Origin of the sequence: Weissella viridescens (assembly GCF_014789145.1) — a bacterium.
Taxonomy (GTDB): Bacteria; Bacillota; Bacilli; order Lactobacillales; family Lactobacillaceae; genus Weissella; species Weissella viridescens.
The window spans coordinates 810,568-831,557 of record NZ_CP061835.1; the positions used below are offsets into that span (position 1 = coordinate 810,568).

Here is a 20,990-nt window from a genome sequence, read left to right on the forward strand (position 1 = left end):
CCAAAATTCGTTTTTTTAAATACAACACTGTATAATGAAAGTATAGTGAATGTTGGCTAGGTGTATATGGAGGTATCTCATGATTACAAAGACACATTTTGGCGAAGTTTCAGGAAAGCCAGTTGAAAAGTATACAATTGAAAATCAAAATCAGACACGCTTAAGTGTTTTGACTTATGCTGGAATCGTCCAAGAATTTTCAGTAATTGATAACAATGAACGAGTGAACTTAGTGTTATCATCAGATCGAATTGAAGGTTTTTCGGAAAATACGTACAACATTAATCGTGTTATTGGGCGTGCTGCTGGACGGATTACCAAGGGGACTTGGACCCAAGACGGCGTGACACATCATGTACCGACGAACGACGGCGAAAACACACTTCACAGTGGACCTGAAGGTGTTGGAAATCAGTTCTTTGTCGTTAAGTCAGTTGACGAAGATAAAAATCAACTCCAACTAACTTATACAGCACTGGAATCTGTTGATGGTTTCCCCGGAGACCTTGACATAACAGTGACCTACACTTTAACTGAGAATGATACTGTTGATGTCACTTTTACCGGCCACCAAACGAAACAAGCTGGTGTCTTTAATCCAACCGTCCACATGTACTTTAATCTGGCTAACCCAGGTATTACTGATTTAACCGACCATGACTTATTTATTAATTCAGACCAACACTTAGCTGTGAATGCTGAAAAGTGCCCAACCGGTGAACTTATCGATAATGCAGGAACACCATTCGACCTTAAGCATCACCATGATTTGGGGGAGATTTTGCCTGAACTAAAAAAGACGACCGTCGAACAAGGATTTGATGACGTCTTTAAGGTTCCGGCTAATCAGGACGCTGTTGCGGTTAAAGTTACTGATCGCGTTTCAGGACGGCATGTCGCAATTCATTCAGACCGCAATGGGATTGTTGCCTTTACGGAAAGCCAAATTGGCAATGATGTCAAATACTTGAACCTTGGTGAGAGTAAGCCATGGATGGCCGTTGCGCTCGAAGCACAAACATTACCTGACAGTGAAAATCACCCTGAATTAGGAGATGTTTCCATCGCCGCTGATGAAACTCAGGAATATCACATTCAATACGTTTACGGTAAATACTGCAAATAAATAAAAAGCCTGTGCTCGGTATAGTCCGAAAACAGGCTTTTTTAATGTGTTCATTGCTTTATTCAATAAAGAGACTGGCAATTAGGAGGAAGAGACCTACTAGAGGGATAGCGTTAAAGTACTTACCTTCACCAATTTTGAAATAGCGTAGGACAACCCACAGTAGGACAAGCGCGCAGCCAGCAAAGGCGATGATATTTTGAATGGTCATGGGACACCTCATGTGTTTTTTTATTTGCCACTATCCTAGCATGTTTTAAGGGATGGGGACAAATTAGCATCTAGTAATCGGCTAGACGTACCTCCCTTCAATTCAGTACTGTTCTTTATTCACTGCACACATCAAGTGCCAGCAGACAACAATTATTAATCACACTGCTGTATCAGATAAAAAATGTTTTCCACGGCATAATCGTATTAAGAACCACCAGCCTTCTTAAAAACATTTGAAGAAGAAAAATTGACTTGTATGAACGAGGGTTCAGGTTCACATAGTGACTTAGCGAAATTTGAAACCCAAGCAGCAGGGAATTAGGGGCGGATGCTTTGATCATTATGAATTTAACAGCATTGCAAAATCAATTTCAAGATAGCATTGAGTTAGTCGATATGTTTATGGTTAGCTATGAGTCGTAAGAAAATTAATGTTAGTCAGGACACGTACATGAAAATAGAAGAGTGGCTTGACGAACAAAAGGTTATGAATATTTAACTACACAAAAAAGCGCCCAGCACTGACCTAGACGCATCCCCTGCAATGTAACGAATGTATTAATTCATGCCATTGTGGGGGCTGACGTGTGGCATTATTACCAGACATAAACGAGAAACAAACGACTGAAAACGTTCGAAATTTCTTTAATAAAGTTTTCCCAAGGTTGCAAAACATGGCGCACATTTCATACGTTGAAATTCAATCGCCTATTATCACAGGAATGCCCATAGGGGCTAAAACAGACAATTCTAACGAAGATAAGCTAACTACTAAAAGTATCTTAGATGACTTTTTACGAGCGTGTAAGACTATGCCGTACTCATACAGGGACATTATGGAACTAAAATACTTTAAAGGGCTTAGTTGGTTCGAGATCACAGAACGGTTAGGATATTCAACAAGACGTGGGCATGAGTTAATTAACGACGCATTTTTACAATTTGCATATGCTTTTGCAGACACGGAAGATTTTCGAGTTTTTTTGAGTATTTACTTGCACTTGATATACTCTGCACAACATAATAAATATATATATAAAGGCGCGAGATATATTAGAAATAACAAAAAATGTCGCCGAAATAATTCTTGCGATTGTATCAATACCAGCAATGTTGATACAAAGTTACAACTCAATCACAGAGTTAAGCAAGAAAAATAACAGCGACACTAAATAACCTAAGCTGAAAACGGGACACGAAAGTTCCTTATTTAAGCGTATCTAAATTCTAACATATCCAAAAATAATATGAACAAAAGAAAAGTATTGTGAGTTTGCTAATTTTGATTATTACTGGGCTAATTACGAATAATGCGGAACTGAAAACTATAACATTATTCGGTATCGTATTCTATCTAGCATGGAGGTTTTATGACAGAAGAAAATAAGCAAGGTCGCCCATCTAAGTATGATGATCCTAAGCAAGCAGAACGTGAAGCAAAAAAACGTTATCGGGAAAAGAATAAAGAACGTACCGCATATTTAAGTGATAGGTCAAGAGCACGCTCTTTTATACGAAATAAAGCGACTGGTGATGACTTGGACGAGCTACAGGCATTGATAGACGAACGGAGATCGCATTTAGACCCTGAATAGTTAAATTATCGCTGAAAGCATGACAATGAAAAAGAGCCTTGGTCAAGGTCTGACGAAATCGCATTAGCGGGACTGGTAATCGCATTAATGAGTTTCTAGAAAGACTTACTTAACTAAGGCACTTAACCGAAAGGAGTCAAGGATGACCCTTTTTGGTGTATCACATACTAGCAGATAATATGAAAAAATTCAATCTAACAAAATGGCTGACGATAGCTACAATCATTGTAGTGGTCTTAGATTTAATCGTTACGTTGATGAAGTAAAGAAAGGTAGTTGAGATGATTAATTTAGATGACGAAGACATTATGAGTGCAAAGGATGCATCGCAAAAATGGGGGAAGTCAGATGTATCGTAAATACCCCGCCAAGTTTCCATCGGAATCTATACGTAAGTTTGGTAAGCAATTAGTTGTAACACGGCAAGGAATGGAAACTGTGACAGGTGTTAAGAAAAGTGATTTATAAACCGCACACCAACCGCATGGGTTCGGTGGTATTATGATATTGTTGATAAATTCAATTAACGGACACCGTGGCGGAATAGGTAGACGCACCGATATAGGACGTACACGCACGCTAAGCGGTACATGTAAGGTGCAAATCCTTACCGGTGTATTAGACCAAGTTCTCGTCACGCTTAGGTAGATAACTAACATGCTGACATTAATACTGTTGGACTCTGGTGCTTTCATAGCTCAATGGTAGAGCAGAGGACTTTTAATCCTTGGGTCGTAGGTTCAAATCCTACTAGGGAGCATTGGCAGTTGCAACAAATGAGACAGTTGTAAAATATGTGAGAAGAAATCAGGTTTAAGATGAATATTTAAAGCAGGTGTGAACTCTAGGATGGGTAAATCTGTTCAAGATAGTAATTGTTAATTTTTTTAGTCCCAGTATTATGGGCGAGGGGGAGTATATGTTTGGAAATGTGAATATTTGTTTTAGAATAACTTACTATTTGTCTTCGTTACTTTTTTCTTATTTTATGATGTTGATATTCATGTATTGTTCATATCTTGAGGTTCATGTGCAACGTTTAACTAAAGATTTTTCAGTTTATATTTCCATTTTTAAGCAACCCGTTTTTGATATTATTTTTGTATTATTTTGTTTGAGTATACTTAGTCTGATAATTTTCAAAAAAAGGTTAATAAGTATTGAAACAAAGAGCAGTTTGACGTTAAGTTCGATAGACCCGCGAAAGAACAAAGCTCAATTAAGTGGTGAGGTTAATGTTGGAAGTAGGGAGTTTCTTATGGGAAATTTAATTCCGTTGATTTCTACATTTTCAATTGCGGATTCCCCGTACTCTTCTTTGTGCATGTTTTTGGTCATGCAGTTAACTATATATATTTTTTTTAAAAATTCATCAGATAAACTTCCAAATGTTTCTTTGTCAATTGTAGGATTTGCTTGTTACAGTGGGAAAAATTATAATCAAGATGATAGTATTTATTTTGGAAGAATTAAGGAGGACAGGAGAGATGTGAAGGTGGTCTACCTAGATGGTGAAAAGCAAAGAATTGGTGTTGTTGTTGAATAACTAGGGGAGAGTTATGGGAAAAGATGAAGTTTTACTGATTGGTGTGTATGTAGTTGATGGGAGTCGTTCGGAAAATATAAAAAAATTGCCTTTTGATAATGAACAACTTAAGCAAATTTCTAAGGTTGTAAGTCTTCCCGAAAGTGATAAATTGAAACCATTCGATATAGAGTCTTTGAATTTACAAAAAAAGTATTATGTGGATAATGATGGAAATGTGCAAAAAGAGTATGTTGAACACTTTTTGACGGAAGTTAAAGCTCAAACTAGCGTTAAATTGGTAAATTCTATGCAAGAATTATTTGATGGTGTTGATAATAAGTATGATTTTGTTATGTATCATTTTTATAATGAGCAAACCAAATCGCATAATGTCTATTTCTACTATCTTAACAAAGGAACGATTATAAAGAACAAGGTCATCGCCGAGTTTGAGCACACTACAGCCAAGAAATTAAAAATTATTGAGTCCAATAAAAGTTTTTCTTTGCCATTGGGAAATTGTACAGCTCAGTACACTTACCGACAAAGTACCGATGTTGATGGGGAAAATAGTGTTATTAAAGTACTCTATGTGTACAATGCAAAAGATTTTGACTATGGTTTTGACTTGAAGGAGAGTGTTAAAGTTAACCACGTTTGCGATCAGTTTAAAGAGGAGGAATATAGATTAACTAGCTCTGAAGTTTTAGTGAAATTTAGTGATTTAAAAGAAATAAAAAAGAAAATATTAGGAGATACCACTTTATCAGATAGTTTTTCTAATTATTCTAATCATGCAAATGCAAGAATAAAATCTATTAGTTTCGAACAATTGAGAACAGTTATCGAAAAAATTAATGAATATGTTGCAAAAAGTCCTAATCCTAAGTTTTTGATTAACAATATTCCAACAATATCGGAATCGGGTGGAAAAACGAGACTTAATATTACTAGCGAAAGTGTTCCTATTTTTGCTGCCTTGTTGACGAACACGGCAGTTGAAAAGCTACTGGATAATGAAATTATTATCCCTTACTTCAAGGTGCATGAACAATTATAATAATTATTTAACTAAAGTGTGACCATTAAATTGGTTGCTCTTTTTTTTTGTGCACAAAATTAGGAGGTGAACAAATGTGACGATGCAATGTTGATTAGAAGACCAAATCATTGGATTAATTGATAATGAGCAGAAGAAACGCAAACGACATAAGCAAATACATAAAAAGAAAGTTAAGCAGTGGAAATCAAAGCCAAGAACTCAGGTAGCTAATTATTAAAGGAGGTGAGTGTATGCGAGGGCTAAAGGCAAATACCTAGAATGGACAACTGAAGAGGGCCTATCACAACTGGAAGGCTGGGCCCGTGATGGATTGACTGATGAGCAAATTGCTAAAAATATCGGCATACGCCGCTCAGCTCTCTATAGCTGGAAAAAAGACCATCTGGACATTATGGACGCCCTAAAGAAAGGGAAAGAAGTCGTTGATTATCAAGTTGAAAATGCTCTGTTGAAGAAAGCACTAGGTATGACGGTGGTAGAACAACAGTTTAAAGTGGTGCACGTTGATGGTGATATATTGAGTGTTGAACGTAAGAAGTTTGCTATTGCGTGGGAGATAGAGCACCCCGATGCAACCCAAAAAGAAATTAACGATGCAGCGATCCAAAATGTTCCTGAATATAAAAAAATTCCATTCGGTGAGTACCATAAGGAACTGGCTCCAGATACAAACGCGGCAATGTTCTGGTTAAAGAATAGACGTCCGGATAAATATCGTGAACAAAGTTTAACAAAGTTTCAGAGAGCTAAATGACGCACAAGCACAAAAAGCAATGGCTGATGTCCGTAAAGCTAACGCTGAAGCTGATATCGCAGAAGCAAAGGCTCGCGAAAGCAAAAATGTTGCTGATGATGGTGAAAGTGTGTTGATTGTAAACGACTTAGGAGAGCGAAATGACGAATGAAAACATGCTTATTAATGACGTCAAAAAGCCGATGAATATATTAAAAATGTCCGATAGGGTTAATCCACATTTTGGAAAGCTGTGGAACACGAAATATCCATACGTGATTGCCAAAGGCGGACGTGGGTCATTTAAATCGTCAGTAATTAGTTTGTGGCTGGTACTGGCAATGAAGCAACAGACGCAGGAACAACACCATGCGAATATTATCTGCACTCGAGAAAACCAAGCATAGCTACGTGATTCAGTCTACGAGCAAATTTTGTGGGCAATCGACATGCTTCACTTAAACAGTGAGTATCGGACCTACAAGTCACCGCTTAAAATTGAACATATTAGGACTGGTTCAGCTTTTTATTTCTATGGTGCTGATGATCCACAGAAACTTAAATCCAATAAAGTTAGCGATATTGTCGGAGTCTGGTATGAAGAAGCGGCTAACGTAAAATCTGCTGAAGTATTTGACCAAGCTAATCCAACATTTATTCGTAATAAGTCACCATATGTTAATGATGTCAAGGTATTCTATTCATACAATCCACCAAAGAACCCATATGACTGGATTAACGAATGGATTGAGAACAAAAGCAATGACAGTCAATATTTCATTGACCACTCCACATATTTGGATGATGAGTTAGGATTTACGACACAACAGACGATGGATTTGATTAACTCGTATAAAGAGAATGACTATGACTACTACTGTTATTTGTATTTAGGCGAGGCTATAGGTCTTGGAACTAGTGTTTATAACATCAAACTGTTCCAACCAGTGCAAAATGTTGGCGATCTACCTGATGATGACCACATTGTTATGCTGCGCTTTTCTGCCGACATCGGTCACTCAGTATCTGCAACAACGGTTGGGTGCTATGGCATTACGTATAAGCGTCGAGTTGTTCTATTGGATACATATTACTACAGCCCTGATGGAAAGGCTCATAAGCTTGCTCCTAGCGAATTAGCGCCACAGATACATGATTTCGGTCAAAAGATGCAACATAAATATCCCTGGCCTACAGAAAATAATTTGAAGTATCTCATACCAGAACATCAAAAATACCAATGGGACGAAAAGACATTGCAATTAGATAAACCAGAAGTGGTTTACCATTAATAAAACCACCACAATGGCAGGACTTAAACAGGTCTTTTCTAATAGTCTTGCTGGTCATCAGGGGCGTAAGTATGCGACCAAGGATGAGTGGTTAACTAATGGTGTTCCTGTGGACGGTATTAATCGTAATGGCAACAAACTACAATTTAAGCAAAGTCGAATGAAAATTGTGGCTTATGACAAAGCAACCAACGCCATTGCGGCGAAGGTGAGTGGCTATACGATTTGGGTAGACACCGCTGTAGCACGAAAAGCCTAGTTTCAAATCAATCATGACAAATAAAAAGGGAAGCGCATACCTAATTTTGGAAATCTCCAATATTTGAATTTGATTTTCCTTATTTATATATGTGTTTCCCACACACAAAAAATCCTCAGTCGGCATCTCTTAAGTGAGTTACTGACTGGGGCTTTTTTTATTTTATCTTTAGCCAAAAATGAACTATAATTGGTAACTATCATACAGAAAAAATTATTTGAACAAATACCCTTAAATTATAAAAGCTAACCCTATGAACAACAAACACTGTCACATCAAGGGAAGGAGCACCACATGCCCGAACTACCAGAAGTTGAAACTGTCCGCCGAGGTCTTAATCGGCTCGTTAAAGGACATACGATCCTAGGAACTGAAGTCCGTTGGCCAAAAACGGTCTCAAACATGACCCCAGAAGAATTCGATGCTGAATTAACTGGGCGTAAAATTGAAACAGTTGATCGGCGTGGTAAGTACCTCTTATTCCGACTATCTGGTGACATGACGATGGTGTCACACCTTCGCATGGAAGGGGCCTACTACACGGTTCCCGCTGGAACTGAACCAGGTAAGCATGATTTGGTAACTTTCCACCTTGATGAAAAAGTTGACTTACTCTATCGTGATACCCGTAAATTCGGTCGCATGACCTTAGTTAAAAATTCAGAACTTGGTCAAGTTCCTGGCCTTGCAACATTAGGGCCAGAACCAACAGAAAAAGATTTGACCTTTGCGTATATGAAAGAAATCTTTAATAAGTCGCATGGGCGCATCAAACCTTTCTTGCTGGATCAAAGTCACATCGCCGGTATAGGTAATATTTATGCCGATGAGACGCTTTGGCAGAGTAAAATCCATCCTAAAACACACACTGACGCACTGTCCGATGATGAAATTAAAGTGCTCCGTGAAAATATTATTAACGAAATGGATCGTTCCATTAAGCACCATGGGACAACTGTTCATAGTTTTACGAATGTCTTCGGTGAGGCAGGGGAATTCCAAAATGAATTAGAAGTATACGGGCGCGCTGGAGAACCATGTTTACGCTGTGGCACAACCTTAGAAAAAATAAAGGTTGCCCAACGTGGCACAACTTTCTGCCCACATTGCCAAGTTGAAAAGGATTAATCATGTTTAGATTAGGGTTAACTGGTGGTATTGCCACAGGAAAATCGACCGTTTCAAAGTACCTTAAAGAAAAAAAGGGGCTTCCTGTTCTAGATGCCGATGACATTGCGCATCAAATCATGGGTCCAAACCAACCCATTTTGACAGATATTGCTGATGTTTTTGGGGATGACTATATCAATGATGACGGTAGTCTGAATCGTCAAAAACTTGGTGCACTTGTCTTTAATGATGTCCAGGCGCGTCAAAAATTAGATGATTTAACACATCCACGTATTTTTAGTGATTTTGAAGCACAAATGCTGGAATTAGAATCTGCGGGGACTGCACTCGTTGTCCTAGACATCCCATTACTTTTTGAAAATGAACAACGCTTAACTTATGATGCCGTTGCTGTTGTTGTCACCACTGAGCACACGCAACTCAAAAGATTGATGCAACGTAACGCGTTAACTGAATCCGAAGCCATGGCGCGCATTCAATCACAAATGCCGCTTGATGAAAAAAAAGCTAGTGCAGATTACGTGATTCAAAATAATGGCACGCCAGCTGAAACATACAAACAAGTCGATCAGATGATTGACCAAATTAATCAAACAATCGCAGAAAGGAGTTAGTCTATGGGAGAATTTTCATTACAACAACACTATCGTGTCATCAGTCACACGGCTCTGACATTGCCTGATATTCAAGCACTCACTCAAGTTTATTTGCCAATTATTGGTCATGAAGCATTCACGTTGTACATGACCTTAGCATGCTATCCACATAACGATACACGGACATTTGTCCATACTGAGCTCCTTGACCAAGCAGGGTTAACCCACCATTCTTTTTTAGATGCTCGTGGTCGCCTTGAAGGCATCGGTTTGATGAAGACCTTTCAACAAGATTTAACCATGAAGACACAGTGGGTTTATGAAATGCTTGAACCCATGTCAACGCGGGCCTTCTTGTCTGATGACACTTTAGCCAGTTTATTGGCACATTACTTGGGTGAGGATACCTTGAACCAGCTGATTGCAGATACTTTACCAGAGCAACCCGCAATTCCAGGGAAAAATGTCACGGCTTCATTCTTTGATTTAATTGGGGCGGATTCATTCAAGCAAATGAAGTCGCCAGTAACCAAACCGGATCGGCTTACGCCAGTTCAAAAGGATATTAAAGCAGCCAATAAATCACTCAATCTTGATCTGATGGCTCAAATGCTCAAATCGTTCAATGTATCTCTACGAGATTTGAAAACTAACGAGGCGGCCTTACTAGTTGAAAAGGAATTATATGGGTTAGATGATGTGACATTGGTTCGTCAAATCCAACAAAGTTTGACACCCAATCATGAAATTGATATGCCACGTTTGCGTAATAACTTAAAGCAACAAACGCTAGCTAACCAACGTCAACCCGTTTCGGACCCGTTACAAAACACAATTGCCGAACAAGACGTAACTGCAACCAGCGAAAAACAAGACCATCCTCAAAATCCAGCACAAGTCTTTTTGGAACAAGTAAAAAATACGGCACCGGTTGCCTATTTAAAAGCTTTACGCCAAGCAAAGGGTGGTTTCATCACTGACAGCGAGTTGAAGGTTCTTCAAGATACAGCGCAATTGAATCGTCTACCAAATGAAGTCATTAATGTTATTTTATATGAACTGACAGTGGTTGAAGGACGCTCAACAATCAGCCGTAATCTCATGCAAACCATTGTAAATGATTGGAGTCAGGCTGGTATTCAAAACGCAACAGGTGCGATAAAATATCTACAAGAACGTAAAAAGAAACGTGCTGAGGCACAAAATACCAATAAAACACGTTATCGTAACCAACAGCCAATGAAGAATGAAACACCACCAGATTGGAAAAATCAAAAGGTGGAGGCTGCTACGGCTGAAGAACAGGCCGCTGCATCCCGTCAACTTGCCGCACTTCGTGCAAAACGTAAACAGGAGGATCGTAAGTCATGACCGAATCTGATTTTAATCAACCCCTCGACGTCGGCCAAGCCATGCGTAAAAGCATGCAAGAAAACCATTTAAATGCACGTTATGCTGAAGTGCAAAAAAAAGTATTTGCTGATTCTGATATTCAAGCCTTCTTTACTGCACACGCCGATGAACTAAATCGCGACATCGTCCAACGCGACTTTGCTAATTTGTACGAATTTTATACGCAGAAGCAGAAATCTGATGACGAATCCGTACATCGTGGTTATGAACCTGTATTAGATTTCATTGATGGGCAAATTACTGTCTTATATCAGCCGAGTCGGGCAACTGTCCAGGCTCAAAAACAACAAGCACGTGAGAATCTCGTTCATGCGATTCAGATGCCTAAATTGATCACTCGTGCAACCATGGATGATTTTTCAAATATTAGTGCAGATCAAAGTAAAGCTGTGACAAAAATCATTAGCTTTATTACTGAATACCTTGAAAGTCCTGCTGAATATCACCGTGGTCTTTATCTACATGGACCATACGGTGTTGGTAAAACCCATCTCATGGGCGCAATGGCCAACGAATTAGCTGAATATGATGTTCCAGTAACGCTCGTGCATTTTCCAAGTTTTGCAGTTGAACTACGTAATGGATTTAACTCAGATAATGAGGTAAATCAGAAACGATTAGAAACGCTACAAAAAGCCACCATTCTCGTCTTAGATGATATTGGTGCTGAATCACTAACAGCTTGGTTACGTGATGATGTCTTAGGTGTCATTTTGGAATATCGCATGCAAAATGAATTACCAACTTTCTTTACATCTAACTTTTCAATGGACCAACTTGAAAAAGAACATTTAGGAACGACCAAAGCTGGTAATGAACCTATGAAGGCCGCTCGAATTATGCAACGCATTCGTTTCTTATCTGAAGAAGTGCTGATGTCTGGTGAAAATAAGCGGGTACAATAATAATGCAAATTTTAAAATCATATTTGAAAAAAACATGGCACGCTTGGCTAGCACTTTTCGTACTAGTTATTAGCGTGGCATGCTTTTTTTCTTTCAATGGTGCGATGTACCACGATCCACTCGTCCGTGTGAGTCAGGTTAAGACGCATAAAACTGGCGCTGAATCTGACCAATACGGTAACCGTGTAAAAACGTACTCACAAAAAATTACTGCCACTTTTCTAAATACGAAACAAGCGCACGAGACGATCAAACTTACGAATAGCTACGACACATCCTATGCATTAAATGAACCTGTTAGACCTGGTCAACAATTGTTTCTAACACATGATGGACACGGCCAGTGGTCAATCAAAAATGCTCGGCATGATATGCTTTGGATTCCACTGGCGGTCTTTGTTTTAGGTGCTATGCTTATTTTAACTGGTCGCCATGGTCGGCTAATGTTACTTACATTGTTCATGAATGTGGGGTTGTTTATTTTTTTCATCTGGCTCAATACGCAAATTCCACATAGCAATGTTTTCGTCTTATTTATTTTCTTTTCGATTTTAACAACGATCTTAACCCTCGGATTATTAATGGGCTTTCGTTCACGGCAAACCTGGGTCATCATTACGACCGTACTTGCAACAAGTCTTGTGACCTTGAGTCTGAGTGCCTTGATTTTTACGATTTTGCATAATCAAGGTGTTTATTATGAGCACATGGAATTTGTTACTGAAAATCCAGAGACGCTTTTCATGGCAATGACTTTAGTCGGTGTCCTAGGAGCAGTGATGGATGAAGCAACTGATATGACTGCAACCCTTTTTTCATTAAAACGAGAACGTCCCGACATTTCGAATGGTGAATTGATTAAAGCCGGACGAAATATGGGGGGAGAAATATTTGGTGCACTTAATAATGTGCTTTTCCTTATTTTTATTGCCGAACAACTCCCCATGGCTGTTCTGTTTCTCAGAAATGGTAATAATTGGTCATTCACTTATATCAGTAATTTATCCATTGGAATGATTCAAACGTTGATTAGTGCTATTGGCATTGTCCTAACTGTCCCCATCGGATTACTCTGCTTTAAACTCTTGACGCTACGGAAAGGGGAAAATGACAAATGAACGTGACTTTAGCTTTAGCAATAATTTTGTTTGTTTTAATGATCCTTATTGGCGGATCCCGTGGCCTTGGCGCATTTGTGAGCCTATGGATTAATTTTTTGGTTTTGGCCACCGTGATTACACTAATCAGCTTTTCCTTCAACCCATTTTGGGTACTGCTAATTGGCGGTGGGGTAATTTTAACCATTACGGTTATTAGTACTGGTATTGATGAAGATGCGACAAGCTTAGCCTTGGCTGTGAGCTTTATTGTCATGATTATCTTACTTGCCCTAATAGTGCCAATTGAACACTTAGCTTTGTCGGGTGGTTTTTCCGTTGAAAATAGTGAGGAGCTAGAAGGGTTGTCCTTAGGCATTAGTGTGCCATTTACCACTCTGGGTATTTGTGCGGCTTTGTTAGCAACTTTAGGCGCTATTGCCGAAGCGGCCGTTGCTATTGCTGCTGGGTTAAGCGAATTGAAAGCAGATCAAGCAACATTTGATTTACCAACACTGGCCAAAGCTGGCCAAAATTTAGGGCATGAAATTGTGGGTACTGCCGTTAACACCGTTTTATTTGGTTACCTGGCAGACTTCTTAAGTCTTTCACTCTTGTTCACGCGCTTAAATTACAGTCTATCTGAGATAATCAATACAAAACTATTTACCGCGTCAATGTTGTCCTTACTTTATTCAGTTCTGGGTGTTGTACTGGTTTTACCATTCACAATTTTAATTTTCTATTATCAAAACCGTAAACGCGCCCAGTAATTTCAACAAAAATGCCGAAATCACAGGTTTTCAATAGGAAAAATGAGAAGACTGTGTTACCATTTATTTATAACAAATAAATTAGAAATAACAGATCAAAAGATCGCCTTTTAAATTAAGAAGAAAGATAGGTACGCACATATGAGTAATATCCTTATCGTTGAAGACGAAGAAAATTTGGCACGTTTTGTTGAGCTAGAATTGCAACACGAAGGCTACGAAACCCACGTCGCTGACAATGGTCGCGATGGATTAGATGAAGCCATGAATAATGACTATGACTTGATCCTCTTGGATTTGATGTTGCCTGAATTAAGCGGACTTGAAGTTGCCCGTCGTTTACGTGAAGTTAAAAACACACCCATTATTATGATGACCGCACGTGATTCAGTAATTGACCGCGTTTCTGGGTTAGACTACGGTGCTGATGATTACGTTGTTAAGCCATTCGCTATTGAAGAATTGCTAGCACGTGTTCGATCACTATTGCGCCGTATCAATATTGAGACAGAAGAACACAGCTCACATCAAAGTGTTGTCCGTTACCGCGACTTAACGGTTGAAAAAGAAAACCGAATTGCACGCCGTGGTAATGAAATTATCAATTTGACAAAGCGTGAATATGAATTGTTGCTAATCTTGATGGAAAACATTAATGTTGTACAATCTCGTGAAGAACTTTTGAAAAAGGTTTGGGGTTACGACGCTGATATCGAAACAAATGTTGTGGATGTTTACATTCGTTACCTACGTAACAAGATTGACCAACCAGATTCACGCGCTTCATACATCCAAACTGTTCGTGGGACAGGATATGTCATGCGTCAATAGTAAGGTGGGGGCATCAACATGGATAATGCAAAATCCAAAAACAAACAAGCATCAACACCTAAGCCCATTTCGCTGAAATGGAAGTGGACTGTTGGATCGTTAGTTGGTGTTTTTTTGGTGTTTGTTGTTTTTGCTTGGTTTTTGGTCCAAGCTTTCTCAAACCGAATGCTTAACACGGAAAGCGATGATGTTAATCGCTCAATGACAACTGTGGCTAGAAGGCTGGAACGTGAATCAGATCGCCAATTAAATTCAACAGATATTGATAATGTGCTTCGTCCGAATCAAGCTGATTTTAATTCAGTCGTTAACGACCCTGTCATTCACGAAATTGCTCGTTCTGACTATGATTTGATTATTTATGATAATCACGGGAAGCAGGTGTACCCTGAAAAGCCAACCAATGTTGCATATAAACCTGTCAAAAAATCAACAATCTCACTGGAAAAAGTCAATCATTCAAAACAAATGATTGGTCGTCAACCCTTAGTGAATCGAGATGGCCATGCAACTGGTTACTTAGTTGTTGAAAATAGACTCGTGTCTTATCACAAAACATTCACGCAAGTCTTTTCAATTATTGTTGTCTCAATTATTCTGGGATTGATGTTGCTGGGGTTATGGACATATTGGTTATCAGGTTACTTCCTGTTGCCAATTCAAGACATGACCAAAGTTGCCGATCGCATTCAAAAAGATCCCAACTTGCCCGAGCGTGTTAAAGTTGAAACACGCCACCCTGACGAACTGTCGGAATTAGCAGATGTTTTGAACAGCATGCTTGATCGTATGCAACGTTTCATCACACAGCAGCAACGCTTCGTGGAGGATGTTTCACACGAACTACGTACACCTGTTGCCATTGTAAAGGGCCATATGGAGTTACTTAATCGATGGGGGAAAGATGACCCTAAGATTTTAGATGAATCGATCCAAGCCTCACTCAAGGAAATGCAACGTATGCAGGGACTCGTTCAAGAAATGCTTGATTTGACCCGTGCTGACCAAGTTGAATTAACCTTTAAAGATGGTCACACAGATGCAAAGGAAGTCATTAACAGTGTGTATCACAACTATGAACTCATCTATCCGGACTTTAAATTTGTCCTAGATGATACGTTGAAGAGTGCCACTTGGCTAAACATGAGTCGTGACCATTTCGAACAAATTTTGATTATTTTAACTGACAACAGCGTGAAATATAGTCAAGATCGAAAGGAAATTCACTTCTCGGCCTCTAAATCTGGCTCAAACCTTGAAGTTGCGATTCAAGACTTTGGTGAAGGGATTAGCTCCGAAGATGCACAACATGTTTTTGACCGATTCTATCGTGTTGATAAGGCACGTTCACGTAAACAAGGTGGAAATGGCCTAGGCTTAAGCATTGCGCAAAAGCTCGTTGAAGGTTATGGGGGCACAATTGCCCTCGAATCCGCACTAGGTCAAGGAACTATTTTCCGTGTTACATTACCAATCCAAGAAGAAACTGACTAACGAAACACGATGAAAACGATGCTGAAATGATTGGATACCACCATTTCAACATCGTTTTTATTTTCATGTAAAGGAAGAAGTACGTTTTATGATTATTAAACACGCGATTCTACACATTCTAGATAAGGAAGCGGGTAATTTAATTGCTTCTCAAAGTGAGATGGATATCTCAAACATCCAAATTCACGAATATTTAGAAGGCATTTTAACAAAATTTGAGAGTGGCGATTATAAGCCTGGTCAGCTAAATGACTCTGATTACATTGCCAAGATGATTAGTGATGATAATCCTGACAATTTTGTTGAAAAAACGACTGCATTAGCCGATAAGCTTTTTAGTATTGTCGCTCCAGCAGAAAACGTACCAGCTGGAGATTTGCTCTGTGTCGAATATGCCAATGGTACCGATGACTATTTTGCCATGTTAAAGCTGAATTTAGTGCCACACTACACACATACGATTGACTATGAAGGTGATGACCTTGTCAACAAACTTGTACTTAATCGTTCAATCTTACCGGATCCAACACAAACAGCTCAAGAAGGCATTATTATTAACCTAATGACAGGTAGTTTTCAATTAGTTGAGAAGCAATACTTAATTGATGGTCATCGCATCAATTATTTCTCTCAAAATTTCTTGGAAATCGATCCAGAAACCTCAGCCAGAGATAATATTAAGACCATTAAAAATGCAGTAAAACATGTCGCCGACAAATTTGACGTTCCAGAACATGAAGCTTTATCAACCACGCAAAATGCTATTTTTAAAAACCTTCAAGAAAATGAAGGGGCGATTAAGGTTTCAGATATCGGGGATGCGGTGTTTGCAGGTAATATGTCTGCCCAAACTGCCTACCAGGAAATCACAAAAGAACAATCACTCGATGAATCAATTGACATTCCGAATGCTGCAAAATATGAAAAAAAGTACCAAGTCCAACGCTTCAAACTTGATTCAGGGATTGAGATCACGATTCCCATCGACATCTATCAAGATAAGTCTAAAGTAGAATTTGTGAATAACCCTGATGGCACGCAAACCTTGTTGCTCAAAGATATTGGTGCTATTATGAATAAATTCAATTCGTAAATTAAGAATACGTGAGATTATGACAAAAGGATAAACCCTTCATGAAGGGTTTATCCTTTTAATTGTTTCACAAATCAGAACAGTGTAGAATTAACCACTGTATATTTATGTAATTATATTTGGATTGGAGCAAAAAAATGAATAAAAAGAAGATTGGTTTATCAGCCCTCGTGTTGATGATCTTTTCAACGATTTTTGGCTTTGCTAACGGACCCGTTGCCTATATGCAAACAGGTTACGCGGCCATTATCTGGTATGTGCTGGGTGCACTATTCTTCTTTCTACCAACCTCAATGATGTATGCCGAATTCGGATCTGCTTATAAGGATTCTAAAGGTGGTATTTACACATGGATGGAAGGGGCCCTTGGGAAAAAGACTGCGTTTATCGCAACTTTCGTGGGACTTGCTGCCTGGGTTGTATGGATGATTTCGGTCGCCCAAAAGGTTTGGATTCCATTTTCAACTATCTTTGCTGGTCATGACATGACCCAAAGTTGGTCAATTTTTGGACTATCAAGTACCAAGACTGTTGGACTATTAGCAATTGCCTTCGTAATTGTCGTTGCATTCTTCGTTACACGCGGTGTGCAGTCAATTTCCAAGATTTCATCAATTGGTGGAATCTTTGTCATGGCAATGAACGTCATTTTGATTATCGCATCAATTATCGTTTTGATTGCGCATCATGGTCAATTTGCTGAACCAATCGTTGCCAAGTCATTTATCGTGCCTGAGAATCCAGCTTTCCAATCACCTATGCAGTTAATTTCATTTGCTTTGTATGCAGTCTTTGCCTATGCCGGCATGGAACAATTAGGTGGGATGATGGAAGACATCGATGATGCCGAAAAGACTTATCCAAAGGCTGTCTTTATCGCAACTATCGTGATTGCTTTCGGATATGCCTTATCAATCTTATTCTGGGGTGTTACGACTAACTGGTTGAATTTGTCAAATATGTCAAATGCCAATCTAGGTAATGTAACTTACATCTTGATGAATAATTTAGGGGTGGAATTTGGTTCTGCCGTTGGCTTTTCACATACTGCTTCACTTACGTTAGGGGCATGGTTTGCGCGATTTGCCGGACTTTCAATGTTCATGGCCTACCTTGGTTCATTCTTCGTACTAACATATTCACCACTTAAATCATTCATCTTAGGATCACCTAAGGAAGTTTGGCCAAAGTCAGTGATTCGTTTGAACAAGGCAGGGGTCCCAACGGTTGCAGTCTGGTTGCAAGCAGGCTTGGTCATTCTCTTTATTCTTGGAATCTCATTTGGTGGTAGCAATGCTGCTGAACTTTACCAAATTTTGACAAACATGGGAAATGTTTCTTCAACTTTGCCATACGTCTTTTTGGTTGCTGCTTTCCCAATTTTCAAGAAACTAACAAACGTCAATCATCCGTTTGTTTTCTTTAAATCAAAGCGGGTTACATGGTTTGCCACAATCATTGTTGAAGCCTTGATTATTACATCAATGGTCATGACAATTATTCCATTGATCACGACTGGTGATTATGCAAATGCATTTTGGACCATTGTAGGACCAATTTTCTTTGCTTTCTTAGCATGGCTACTTTACAGTCATGCCGAGCGTAAACACGGTAAGTTATAAACAATACTGAAGACCATCGCTACTCATATAGTAGAGCGATGGTCTTTTTACTGATTTAGCCTTATTTACAAGTCTTGCGGGTGTGATATAATAGGTTAGTTAAATATAAAACTCGTGAGGAAACTGCTTCAAATGAAAATTAAACATTTAACGCCAATTCTAGTGATTCTATTATTAGGGTTATTAGTAACTGGTAATATCAATATTTTGCAAGGACCATTGACGTCCTTTATGGAATGGGCTCAACATGCAATTGGTGGAGCTAACGCTGTTGGTTGGTCAATCGTAATGTTGACTTTGTTTGTGCGTCTTGTTCTAATGCCTTTCATGGTACAACAACAGCATGCTGCAACTGTGCAACAAGAAAAGATGCGCTTGCTTCAACCACAATTATCAAAAATTCAAGATGCTCAAAAGAATGCCAAAACACAAGACGAGCAGATGCGTGCTTCGCAAGCCATGATGGCTGTTTACCGCGAAAATGGCGTTTCAATGTTTGGTGGTATTAACTTTTCAATTATGTTGATTCAAATGCCCATTTTTACTGGTCTTTATTCAGCCATCCAACACTCGAAGGATTTGGTTGGGGCCAGTTTCTACGGTATTTCATTAACAGACAAGAGTCCAATGCTTGCATTTTTCACCGCAGCTTTGTACTTCTTACAGTCATACCTTTCCACCATTGGTATTCCAGAAGATCAAAAGAAGACGATGCGTTCAATGATGTTCATGATGCCATTGATGATGTTGTTCACCACTTGGTTTACCAATGGTGGAATTGCACTTTACTTTAGTGTCGGGGCGATTGTGATGATTTTCCAACAATTAATCATTACAATGTGGCGTCCACGTATTCGTAAGCATATTGGAAATACGTTTGAAGTGAAAGATGTCGCTGATGATGCCTTAGCTGGTAATCTCGCACCGGCAGCGGAACCAACAAACCGTTTTGCCAAGGCCATTCAAGATGCTCAGAACGCGCAACAAGAACAGGCAGCAGCTCAGACTGATTCGGATATTCCTAAGAAGACTGAAGCTCAATTACGGGCTGAAAATCGTGCGCGCAATGCAAAAAAGCATGCAAAACCAGATGACGAAGATGCAAAAAAATAACATCCTAAAAAAGGAAGCCTCATCTGATTGAGACTTCCTTTTTATTTTACTTATTTTATGTAAGGATGTATAATGATGGTAATTACAATACGATGGAGGATTTAGATTATGGAATTTTACGAACCAAAACAGCATTCCGATGTTGAAATACGTGAAGCAATTGCTTCAAATGATGAACTGGTACTCTTCTTACAAACATCTTGGTGTGGTGATTGTAAAGCTATCAAACCCTTTGTACAACAATTCAAAGACCTTGTAGAAGAAACTGGGGCTAACTGGATTGATGCAGATCGTGATGAAAACATTGCTATTGCTGATGAAAATGGCCTCCGCGGGATTCCTGTCTTTGTGCTTTTCAAGAATGGTCAGCAAGTTAGCCATATTGGAAATGGACAACGTTTAAATCCTGCAGATGTTGCCAACTGGATTAAAGAAAATGTCTAAAAAAAGAAGATACCACAGTATAAGTGGTATCTTCTTTTTTTAGCGATTTGCCTCAGTCATTTGTTGTGCTAATTTTGACATCTCGGCAACCGATTCATGCATACCTGTTGCAATCCAACGAATAGCCAGAGCCAGCATTCCAGAAGCTGTAAAATCAGCCACATAATCAATTGATTGGACAGGCTTATGGTCGGCCACACGATCTTGACTATATAAGGCCACATATAGCTCTTGCAAAATATCACGAAGGGGTGGATAGAACTGTTCACGTAGACCAGCATTCAACAATACGGCGATAATCATCCCATTTGACTTAATAAACCCGAAAAAGGCTTTAGCGATTGCTTCACTCGTCAACGGTAAATGTTCAACGTCTACTTTAAACTCACTGTTCAGCTGTTCTACAATTGTATCAATTACTGCTTCCTTTGTACCAAAATGGCGATAGAAAGCCATCCGTGACACGCCTGCCTCGCGGGTTATTTCGGTCACCGCCAGTTGGTCATAGGATTGGCTTTGCAACAAAGTTAACGTCGCATCAATAATTTGTTCGTCGGTTTGTTGACGAATACTTTCAGTCACTGCATTTCTCATACGCTCATCTTATCGAAATTCTGTCGTGAATAGGGGACTTGTGACTAAACCACAATAAAATTTACCTTTCGCTGT

25 protein-coding genes and 1 tRNA gene are annotated in these 20,990 nt (G+C 39.1%); 24 read left to right on the forward strand and 2 right to left on the reverse strand.

Going from position 1 to position 20,990, the window contains the following annotated elements; translation table 11 throughout:
• Window positions 1-79: 79 nt before the first annotated feature.
• Window positions 80-1,126: an aldose epimerase family protein gene (locus IE337_RS04070; protein WP_191135884.1), complete on the forward strand. Its 1,047-nt coding sequence runs from the start codon at window positions 80-82 to the stop codon at window positions 1,124-1,126.
• Window positions 1,127-1,184: 58 nt separating this feature from the next.
• Here the strand turns inward: IE337_RS04070 and IE337_RS04075 are convergent, their stop codons facing one another.
• Entirely contained in the window at window positions 1,185-1,337 is a 153-nt protein-coding gene (locus tag IE337_RS04075) for a hypothetical protein (protein WP_191135885.1), read from the reverse strand.
• A gap of 589 nt (window positions 1,338-1,926) precedes the next feature.
• Between IE337_RS04075 and IE337_RS04080 the strand changes: the two genes are divergently transcribed.
• The 23 genes from IE337_RS04080 to IE337_RS04180 all read left to right on the forward strand — a co-directional run bounded on the left by IE337_RS04080 (window position 1,927) and on the right by IE337_RS04180 (window position 20,321).
• Window positions 1,927-2,499 carry an ArpU family phage packaging/lysis transcriptional regulator gene (locus tag IE337_RS04080; RefSeq protein WP_191135886.1) on the forward strand — a complete coding sequence of 191 codons (573 nt, stop codon included), beginning with the start codon at window positions 1,927-1,929 and terminating at the stop codon, window positions 2,497-2,499.
• Window positions 2,500-2,709: 210 nt separating this feature from the next.
• Window positions 2,710-2,934, forward strand: coding sequence for a hypothetical protein (locus IE337_RS04085; RefSeq protein ID WP_191135887.1), 225 nt, complete (start codon window positions 2,710-2,712; stop codon window positions 2,932-2,934).
• A gap of 348 nt (window positions 2,935-3,282) precedes the next feature.
• Entirely contained in the window at window positions 3,283-3,402 is a 120-nt protein-coding gene (locus IE337_RS07930; protein ID WP_341480673.1) for a helix-turn-helix domain-containing protein, read from the forward strand.
• A 219-nt stretch (window positions 3,403-3,621) separates the two neighbouring features.
• A tRNA-Lys gene (locus IE337_RS04095) sits at window positions 3,622-3,694 on the forward strand.
• 270 nt (window positions 3,695-3,964) lie between these two features.
• A complete protein-coding gene (locus tag IE337_RS04100) occupies window positions 3,965-4,480 on the forward strand; it encodes a hypothetical protein (RefSeq protein WP_191135888.1) in 516 nt (171 codons plus the stop codon).
• A 13-nt stretch (window positions 4,481-4,493) separates the two neighbouring features.
• The gene (locus IE337_RS04105) at window positions 4,494-5,522 is read left to right on the forward strand and encodes a hypothetical protein (protein ID WP_191135889.1); all 1,029 of its coding nucleotides are present in this window, start codon (window positions 4,494-4,496) and stop codon (window positions 5,520-5,522) included.
• A gap of 229 nt (window positions 5,523-5,751) precedes the next feature.
• Window positions 5,752-6,279 (forward strand): transposase, encoded by a 528-nt coding sequence (locus IE337_RS04110; protein ID WP_243185571.1) that lies wholly within the window; start codon window positions 5,752-5,754, stop codon window positions 6,277-6,279.
• Window positions 6,280-6,298: 19 nt separating this feature from the next.
• Entirely contained in the window at window positions 6,299-6,430 is a 132-nt protein-coding gene (locus tag IE337_RS07915) for a hypothetical protein (protein ID WP_279287822.1), read from the forward strand.
• On the forward strand, window positions 6,420-6,665 hold the full coding sequence (locus tag IE337_RS07855; protein WP_207724082.1) for a hypothetical protein: 246 nt from the start codon (window positions 6,420-6,422) through the stop codon (window positions 6,663-6,665). The genes IE337_RS07915 and IE337_RS07855 overlap by 11 nt, the downstream gene beginning before the upstream one ends.
• Before the next feature lie 42 nt (window positions 6,666-6,707).
• Window positions 6,708-7,550 carry a PBSX family phage terminase large subunit gene (locus IE337_RS04115; protein ID WP_207724083.1) on the forward strand — a complete coding sequence of 281 codons (843 nt, stop codon included), beginning with the start codon at window positions 6,708-6,710 and terminating at the stop codon, window positions 7,548-7,550.
• 13 nt (window positions 7,551-7,563) lie between these two features.
• On the forward strand, window positions 7,564-7,809 hold the full coding sequence (locus IE337_RS04120) for a hypothetical protein (protein WP_191135890.1): 246 nt from the start codon (window positions 7,564-7,566) through the stop codon (window positions 7,807-7,809).
• A gap of 294 nt (window positions 7,810-8,103) precedes the next feature.
• Window positions 8,104-8,937 carry a bifunctional DNA-formamidopyrimidine glycosylase/DNA-(apurinic or apyrimidinic site) lyase gene (gene mutM, locus IE337_RS04125; protein ID WP_191135891.1) on the forward strand — a complete coding sequence of 278 codons (834 nt, stop codon included), beginning with the start codon at window positions 8,104-8,106 and terminating at the stop codon, window positions 8,935-8,937.
• Window positions 8,938-8,939: 2 nt separating this feature from the next.
• Window positions 8,940-9,554, forward strand: coding sequence for a dephospho-CoA kinase (coaE, locus tag IE337_RS04130; RefSeq protein ID WP_191135892.1), 615 nt, complete (start codon window positions 8,940-8,942; stop codon window positions 9,552-9,554).
• 3 nt (window positions 9,555-9,557) lie between these two features.
• A complete protein-coding gene (locus IE337_RS04135; protein ID WP_191135893.1) occupies window positions 9,558-10,907 on the forward strand; it encodes a DnaD domain protein in 1,350 nt (449 codons plus the stop codon).
• Entirely contained in the window at window positions 10,904-11,854 is a 951-nt protein-coding gene (gene dnaI, locus IE337_RS04140; RefSeq protein ID WP_191135894.1) for a primosomal protein DnaI, read from the forward strand. Before IE337_RS04135 ends, dnaI begins: the two co-directional genes overlap by 4 nt.
• A gap of 2 nt (window positions 11,855-11,856) precedes the next feature.
• Window positions 11,857-12,972 carry a YibE/F family protein gene (locus IE337_RS04145; protein WP_191135895.1) on the forward strand — a complete coding sequence of 372 codons (1,116 nt, stop codon included), beginning with the start codon at window positions 11,857-11,859 and terminating at the stop codon, window positions 12,970-12,972.
• Window positions 12,969-13,724: a YibE/F family protein gene (locus tag IE337_RS04150; RefSeq protein ID WP_191135896.1), complete on the forward strand. Its 756-nt coding sequence runs from the start codon at window positions 12,969-12,971 to the stop codon at window positions 13,722-13,724. Before IE337_RS04145 ends, IE337_RS04150 begins: the two co-directional genes overlap by 4 nt.
• 141 nt (window positions 13,725-13,865) lie before the next feature.
• Window positions 13,866-14,555, forward strand: a complete 690-nt coding sequence (locus tag IE337_RS04155) for a response regulator transcription factor (protein WP_057743563.1) — start codon at window positions 13,866-13,868, stop codon at window positions 14,553-14,555.
• An 18-nt stretch (window positions 14,556-14,573) separates the two neighbouring features.
• Window positions 14,574-16,049 (forward strand): HAMP domain-containing sensor histidine kinase, encoded by a 1,476-nt coding sequence (locus IE337_RS04160; protein ID WP_057743566.1) that lies wholly within the window; start codon window positions 14,574-14,576, stop codon window positions 16,047-16,049.
• Between the two features lie 88 nt (window positions 16,050-16,137).
• Window positions 16,138-17,142, forward strand: coding sequence for a nucleoid-associated protein (locus IE337_RS04165; RefSeq protein ID WP_191135897.1), 1,005 nt, complete (start codon window positions 16,138-16,140; stop codon window positions 17,140-17,142).
• A 137-nt stretch (window positions 17,143-17,279) separates the two neighbouring features.
• Window positions 17,280-18,764, forward strand: a complete 1,485-nt coding sequence (yjeM, locus tag IE337_RS04170) for a glutamate/gamma-aminobutyrate family transporter YjeM (protein ID WP_191135898.1) — start codon at window positions 17,280-17,282, stop codon at window positions 18,762-18,764.
• Between the two features lie 132 nt (window positions 18,765-18,896).
• The gene (yidC, locus tag IE337_RS04175; protein ID WP_191135899.1) at window positions 18,897-19,877 is read left to right on the forward strand and encodes a membrane protein insertase YidC; all 981 of its coding nucleotides are present in this window, start codon (window positions 18,897-18,899) and stop codon (window positions 19,875-19,877) included.
• Between the two features lie 108 nt (window positions 19,878-19,985).
• Entirely contained in the window at window positions 19,986-20,321 is a 336-nt protein-coding gene (locus tag IE337_RS04180; protein ID WP_057743578.1) for a thioredoxin family protein, read from the forward strand.
• A gap of 39 nt (window positions 20,322-20,360) precedes the next feature.
• On the opposite strand, the gene IE337_RS04185 is transcribed toward IE337_RS04180, so the two are convergent.
• Window positions 20,361-20,903 carry a TetR/AcrR family transcriptional regulator gene (locus IE337_RS04185; protein WP_227067110.1) on the reverse strand — a complete coding sequence of 181 codons (543 nt, stop codon included), beginning with the start codon at window positions 20,901-20,903 and terminating at the stop codon, window positions 20,361-20,363.
• Window positions 20,904-20,990: the final 87 nt, after the last annotated feature.

Excerpts from the sequence above, each read along its gene's own strand:
- IE337_RS04150 (WP_191135896.1), top strand. The coding sequence starts at position 12,969 with ATGAACGTGACTTTAGCTTTAGCAATAATTTTGTTTGTTTTAATGATC.
- IE337_RS04160 (WP_057743566.1), top strand. The coding sequence starts at position 14,574 with ATGGATAATGCAAAATCCAAAAACAAACAAGCATCAACACCTAAGCCC.
- IE337_RS04070 (WP_191135884.1), top strand. The coding sequence starts at position 80 with ATGATTACAAAGACACATTTTGGCGAAGTTTCAGGAAAGCCAGTTGAA.
- IE337_RS04145 (WP_191135895.1), top strand. The coding sequence starts at position 11,857 with ATGCAAATTTTAAAATCATATTTGAAAAAAACATGGCACGCTTGGCTA.
- IE337_RS04120 (WP_191135890.1), top strand. The coding sequence starts at position 7,564 with ATGGCAGGACTTAAACAGGTCTTTTCTAATAGTCTTGCTGGTCATCAG.
- mutM (WP_191135891.1), top strand. The coding sequence starts at position 8,104 with ATGCCCGAACTACCAGAAGTTGAAACTGTCCGCCGAGGTCTTAATCGG.
- dnaI (WP_191135894.1), top strand. The coding sequence starts at position 10,904 with ATGACCGAATCTGATTTTAATCAACCCCTCGACGTCGGCCAAGCCATG.
- IE337_RS04135 (WP_191135893.1), top strand. The coding sequence starts at position 9,558 with ATGGGAGAATTTTCATTACAACAACACTATCGTGTCATCAGTCACACG.
- IE337_RS04155 (WP_057743563.1), top strand. The coding sequence starts at position 13,866 with ATGAGTAATATCCTTATCGTTGAAGACGAAGAAAATTTGGCACGTTTT.
- IE337_RS07930 (WP_341480673.1), top strand. The coding sequence starts at position 3,283 with ATGTATCGTAAATACCCCGCCAAGTTTCCATCGGAATCTATACGTAAG.
- yjeM (WP_191135898.1), top strand. The coding sequence starts at position 17,280 with ATGAATAAAAAGAAGATTGGTTTATCAGCCCTCGTGTTGATGATCTTT.
- IE337_RS04180 (WP_057743578.1), top strand. The coding sequence starts at position 19,986 with ATGGAATTTTACGAACCAAAACAGCATTCCGATGTTGAAATACGTGAA.
- IE337_RS04075 (WP_191135885.1), bottom strand. The coding sequence starts at position 1,337 with ATGACCATTCAAAATATCATCGCCTTTGCTGGCTGCGCGCTTGTCCTA.
- IE337_RS04165 (WP_191135897.1), top strand. The coding sequence starts at position 16,138 with ATGATTATTAAACACGCGATTCTACACATTCTAGATAAGGAAGCGGGT.
- yidC (WP_191135899.1), top strand. The coding sequence starts at position 18,897 with ATGAAAATTAAACATTTAACGCCAATTCTAGTGATTCTATTATTAGGG.
- IE337_RS07855 (WP_207724082.1), top strand. The coding sequence starts at position 6,420 with ATGACGAATGAAAACATGCTTATTAATGACGTCAAAAAGCCGATGAAT.
- IE337_RS07915 (WP_279287822.1), top strand. The coding sequence starts at position 6,299 with ATGGCTGATGTCCGTAAAGCTAACGCTGAAGCTGATATCGCAGAAGCA.
- IE337_RS04085 (WP_191135887.1), top strand. The coding sequence starts at position 2,710 with ATGACAGAAGAAAATAAGCAAGGTCGCCCATCTAAGTATGATGATCCT.
- coaE (WP_191135892.1), top strand. The coding sequence starts at position 8,940 with ATGTTTAGATTAGGGTTAACTGGTGGTATTGCCACAGGAAAATCGACC.
- IE337_RS04105 (WP_191135889.1), top strand. The coding sequence starts at position 4,494 with ATGGGAAAAGATGAAGTTTTACTGATTGGTGTGTATGTAGTTGATGGG.
- IE337_RS04115 (WP_207724083.1), top strand. The coding sequence starts at position 6,708 with ATGCTTCACTTAAACAGTGAGTATCGGACCTACAAGTCACCGCTTAAA.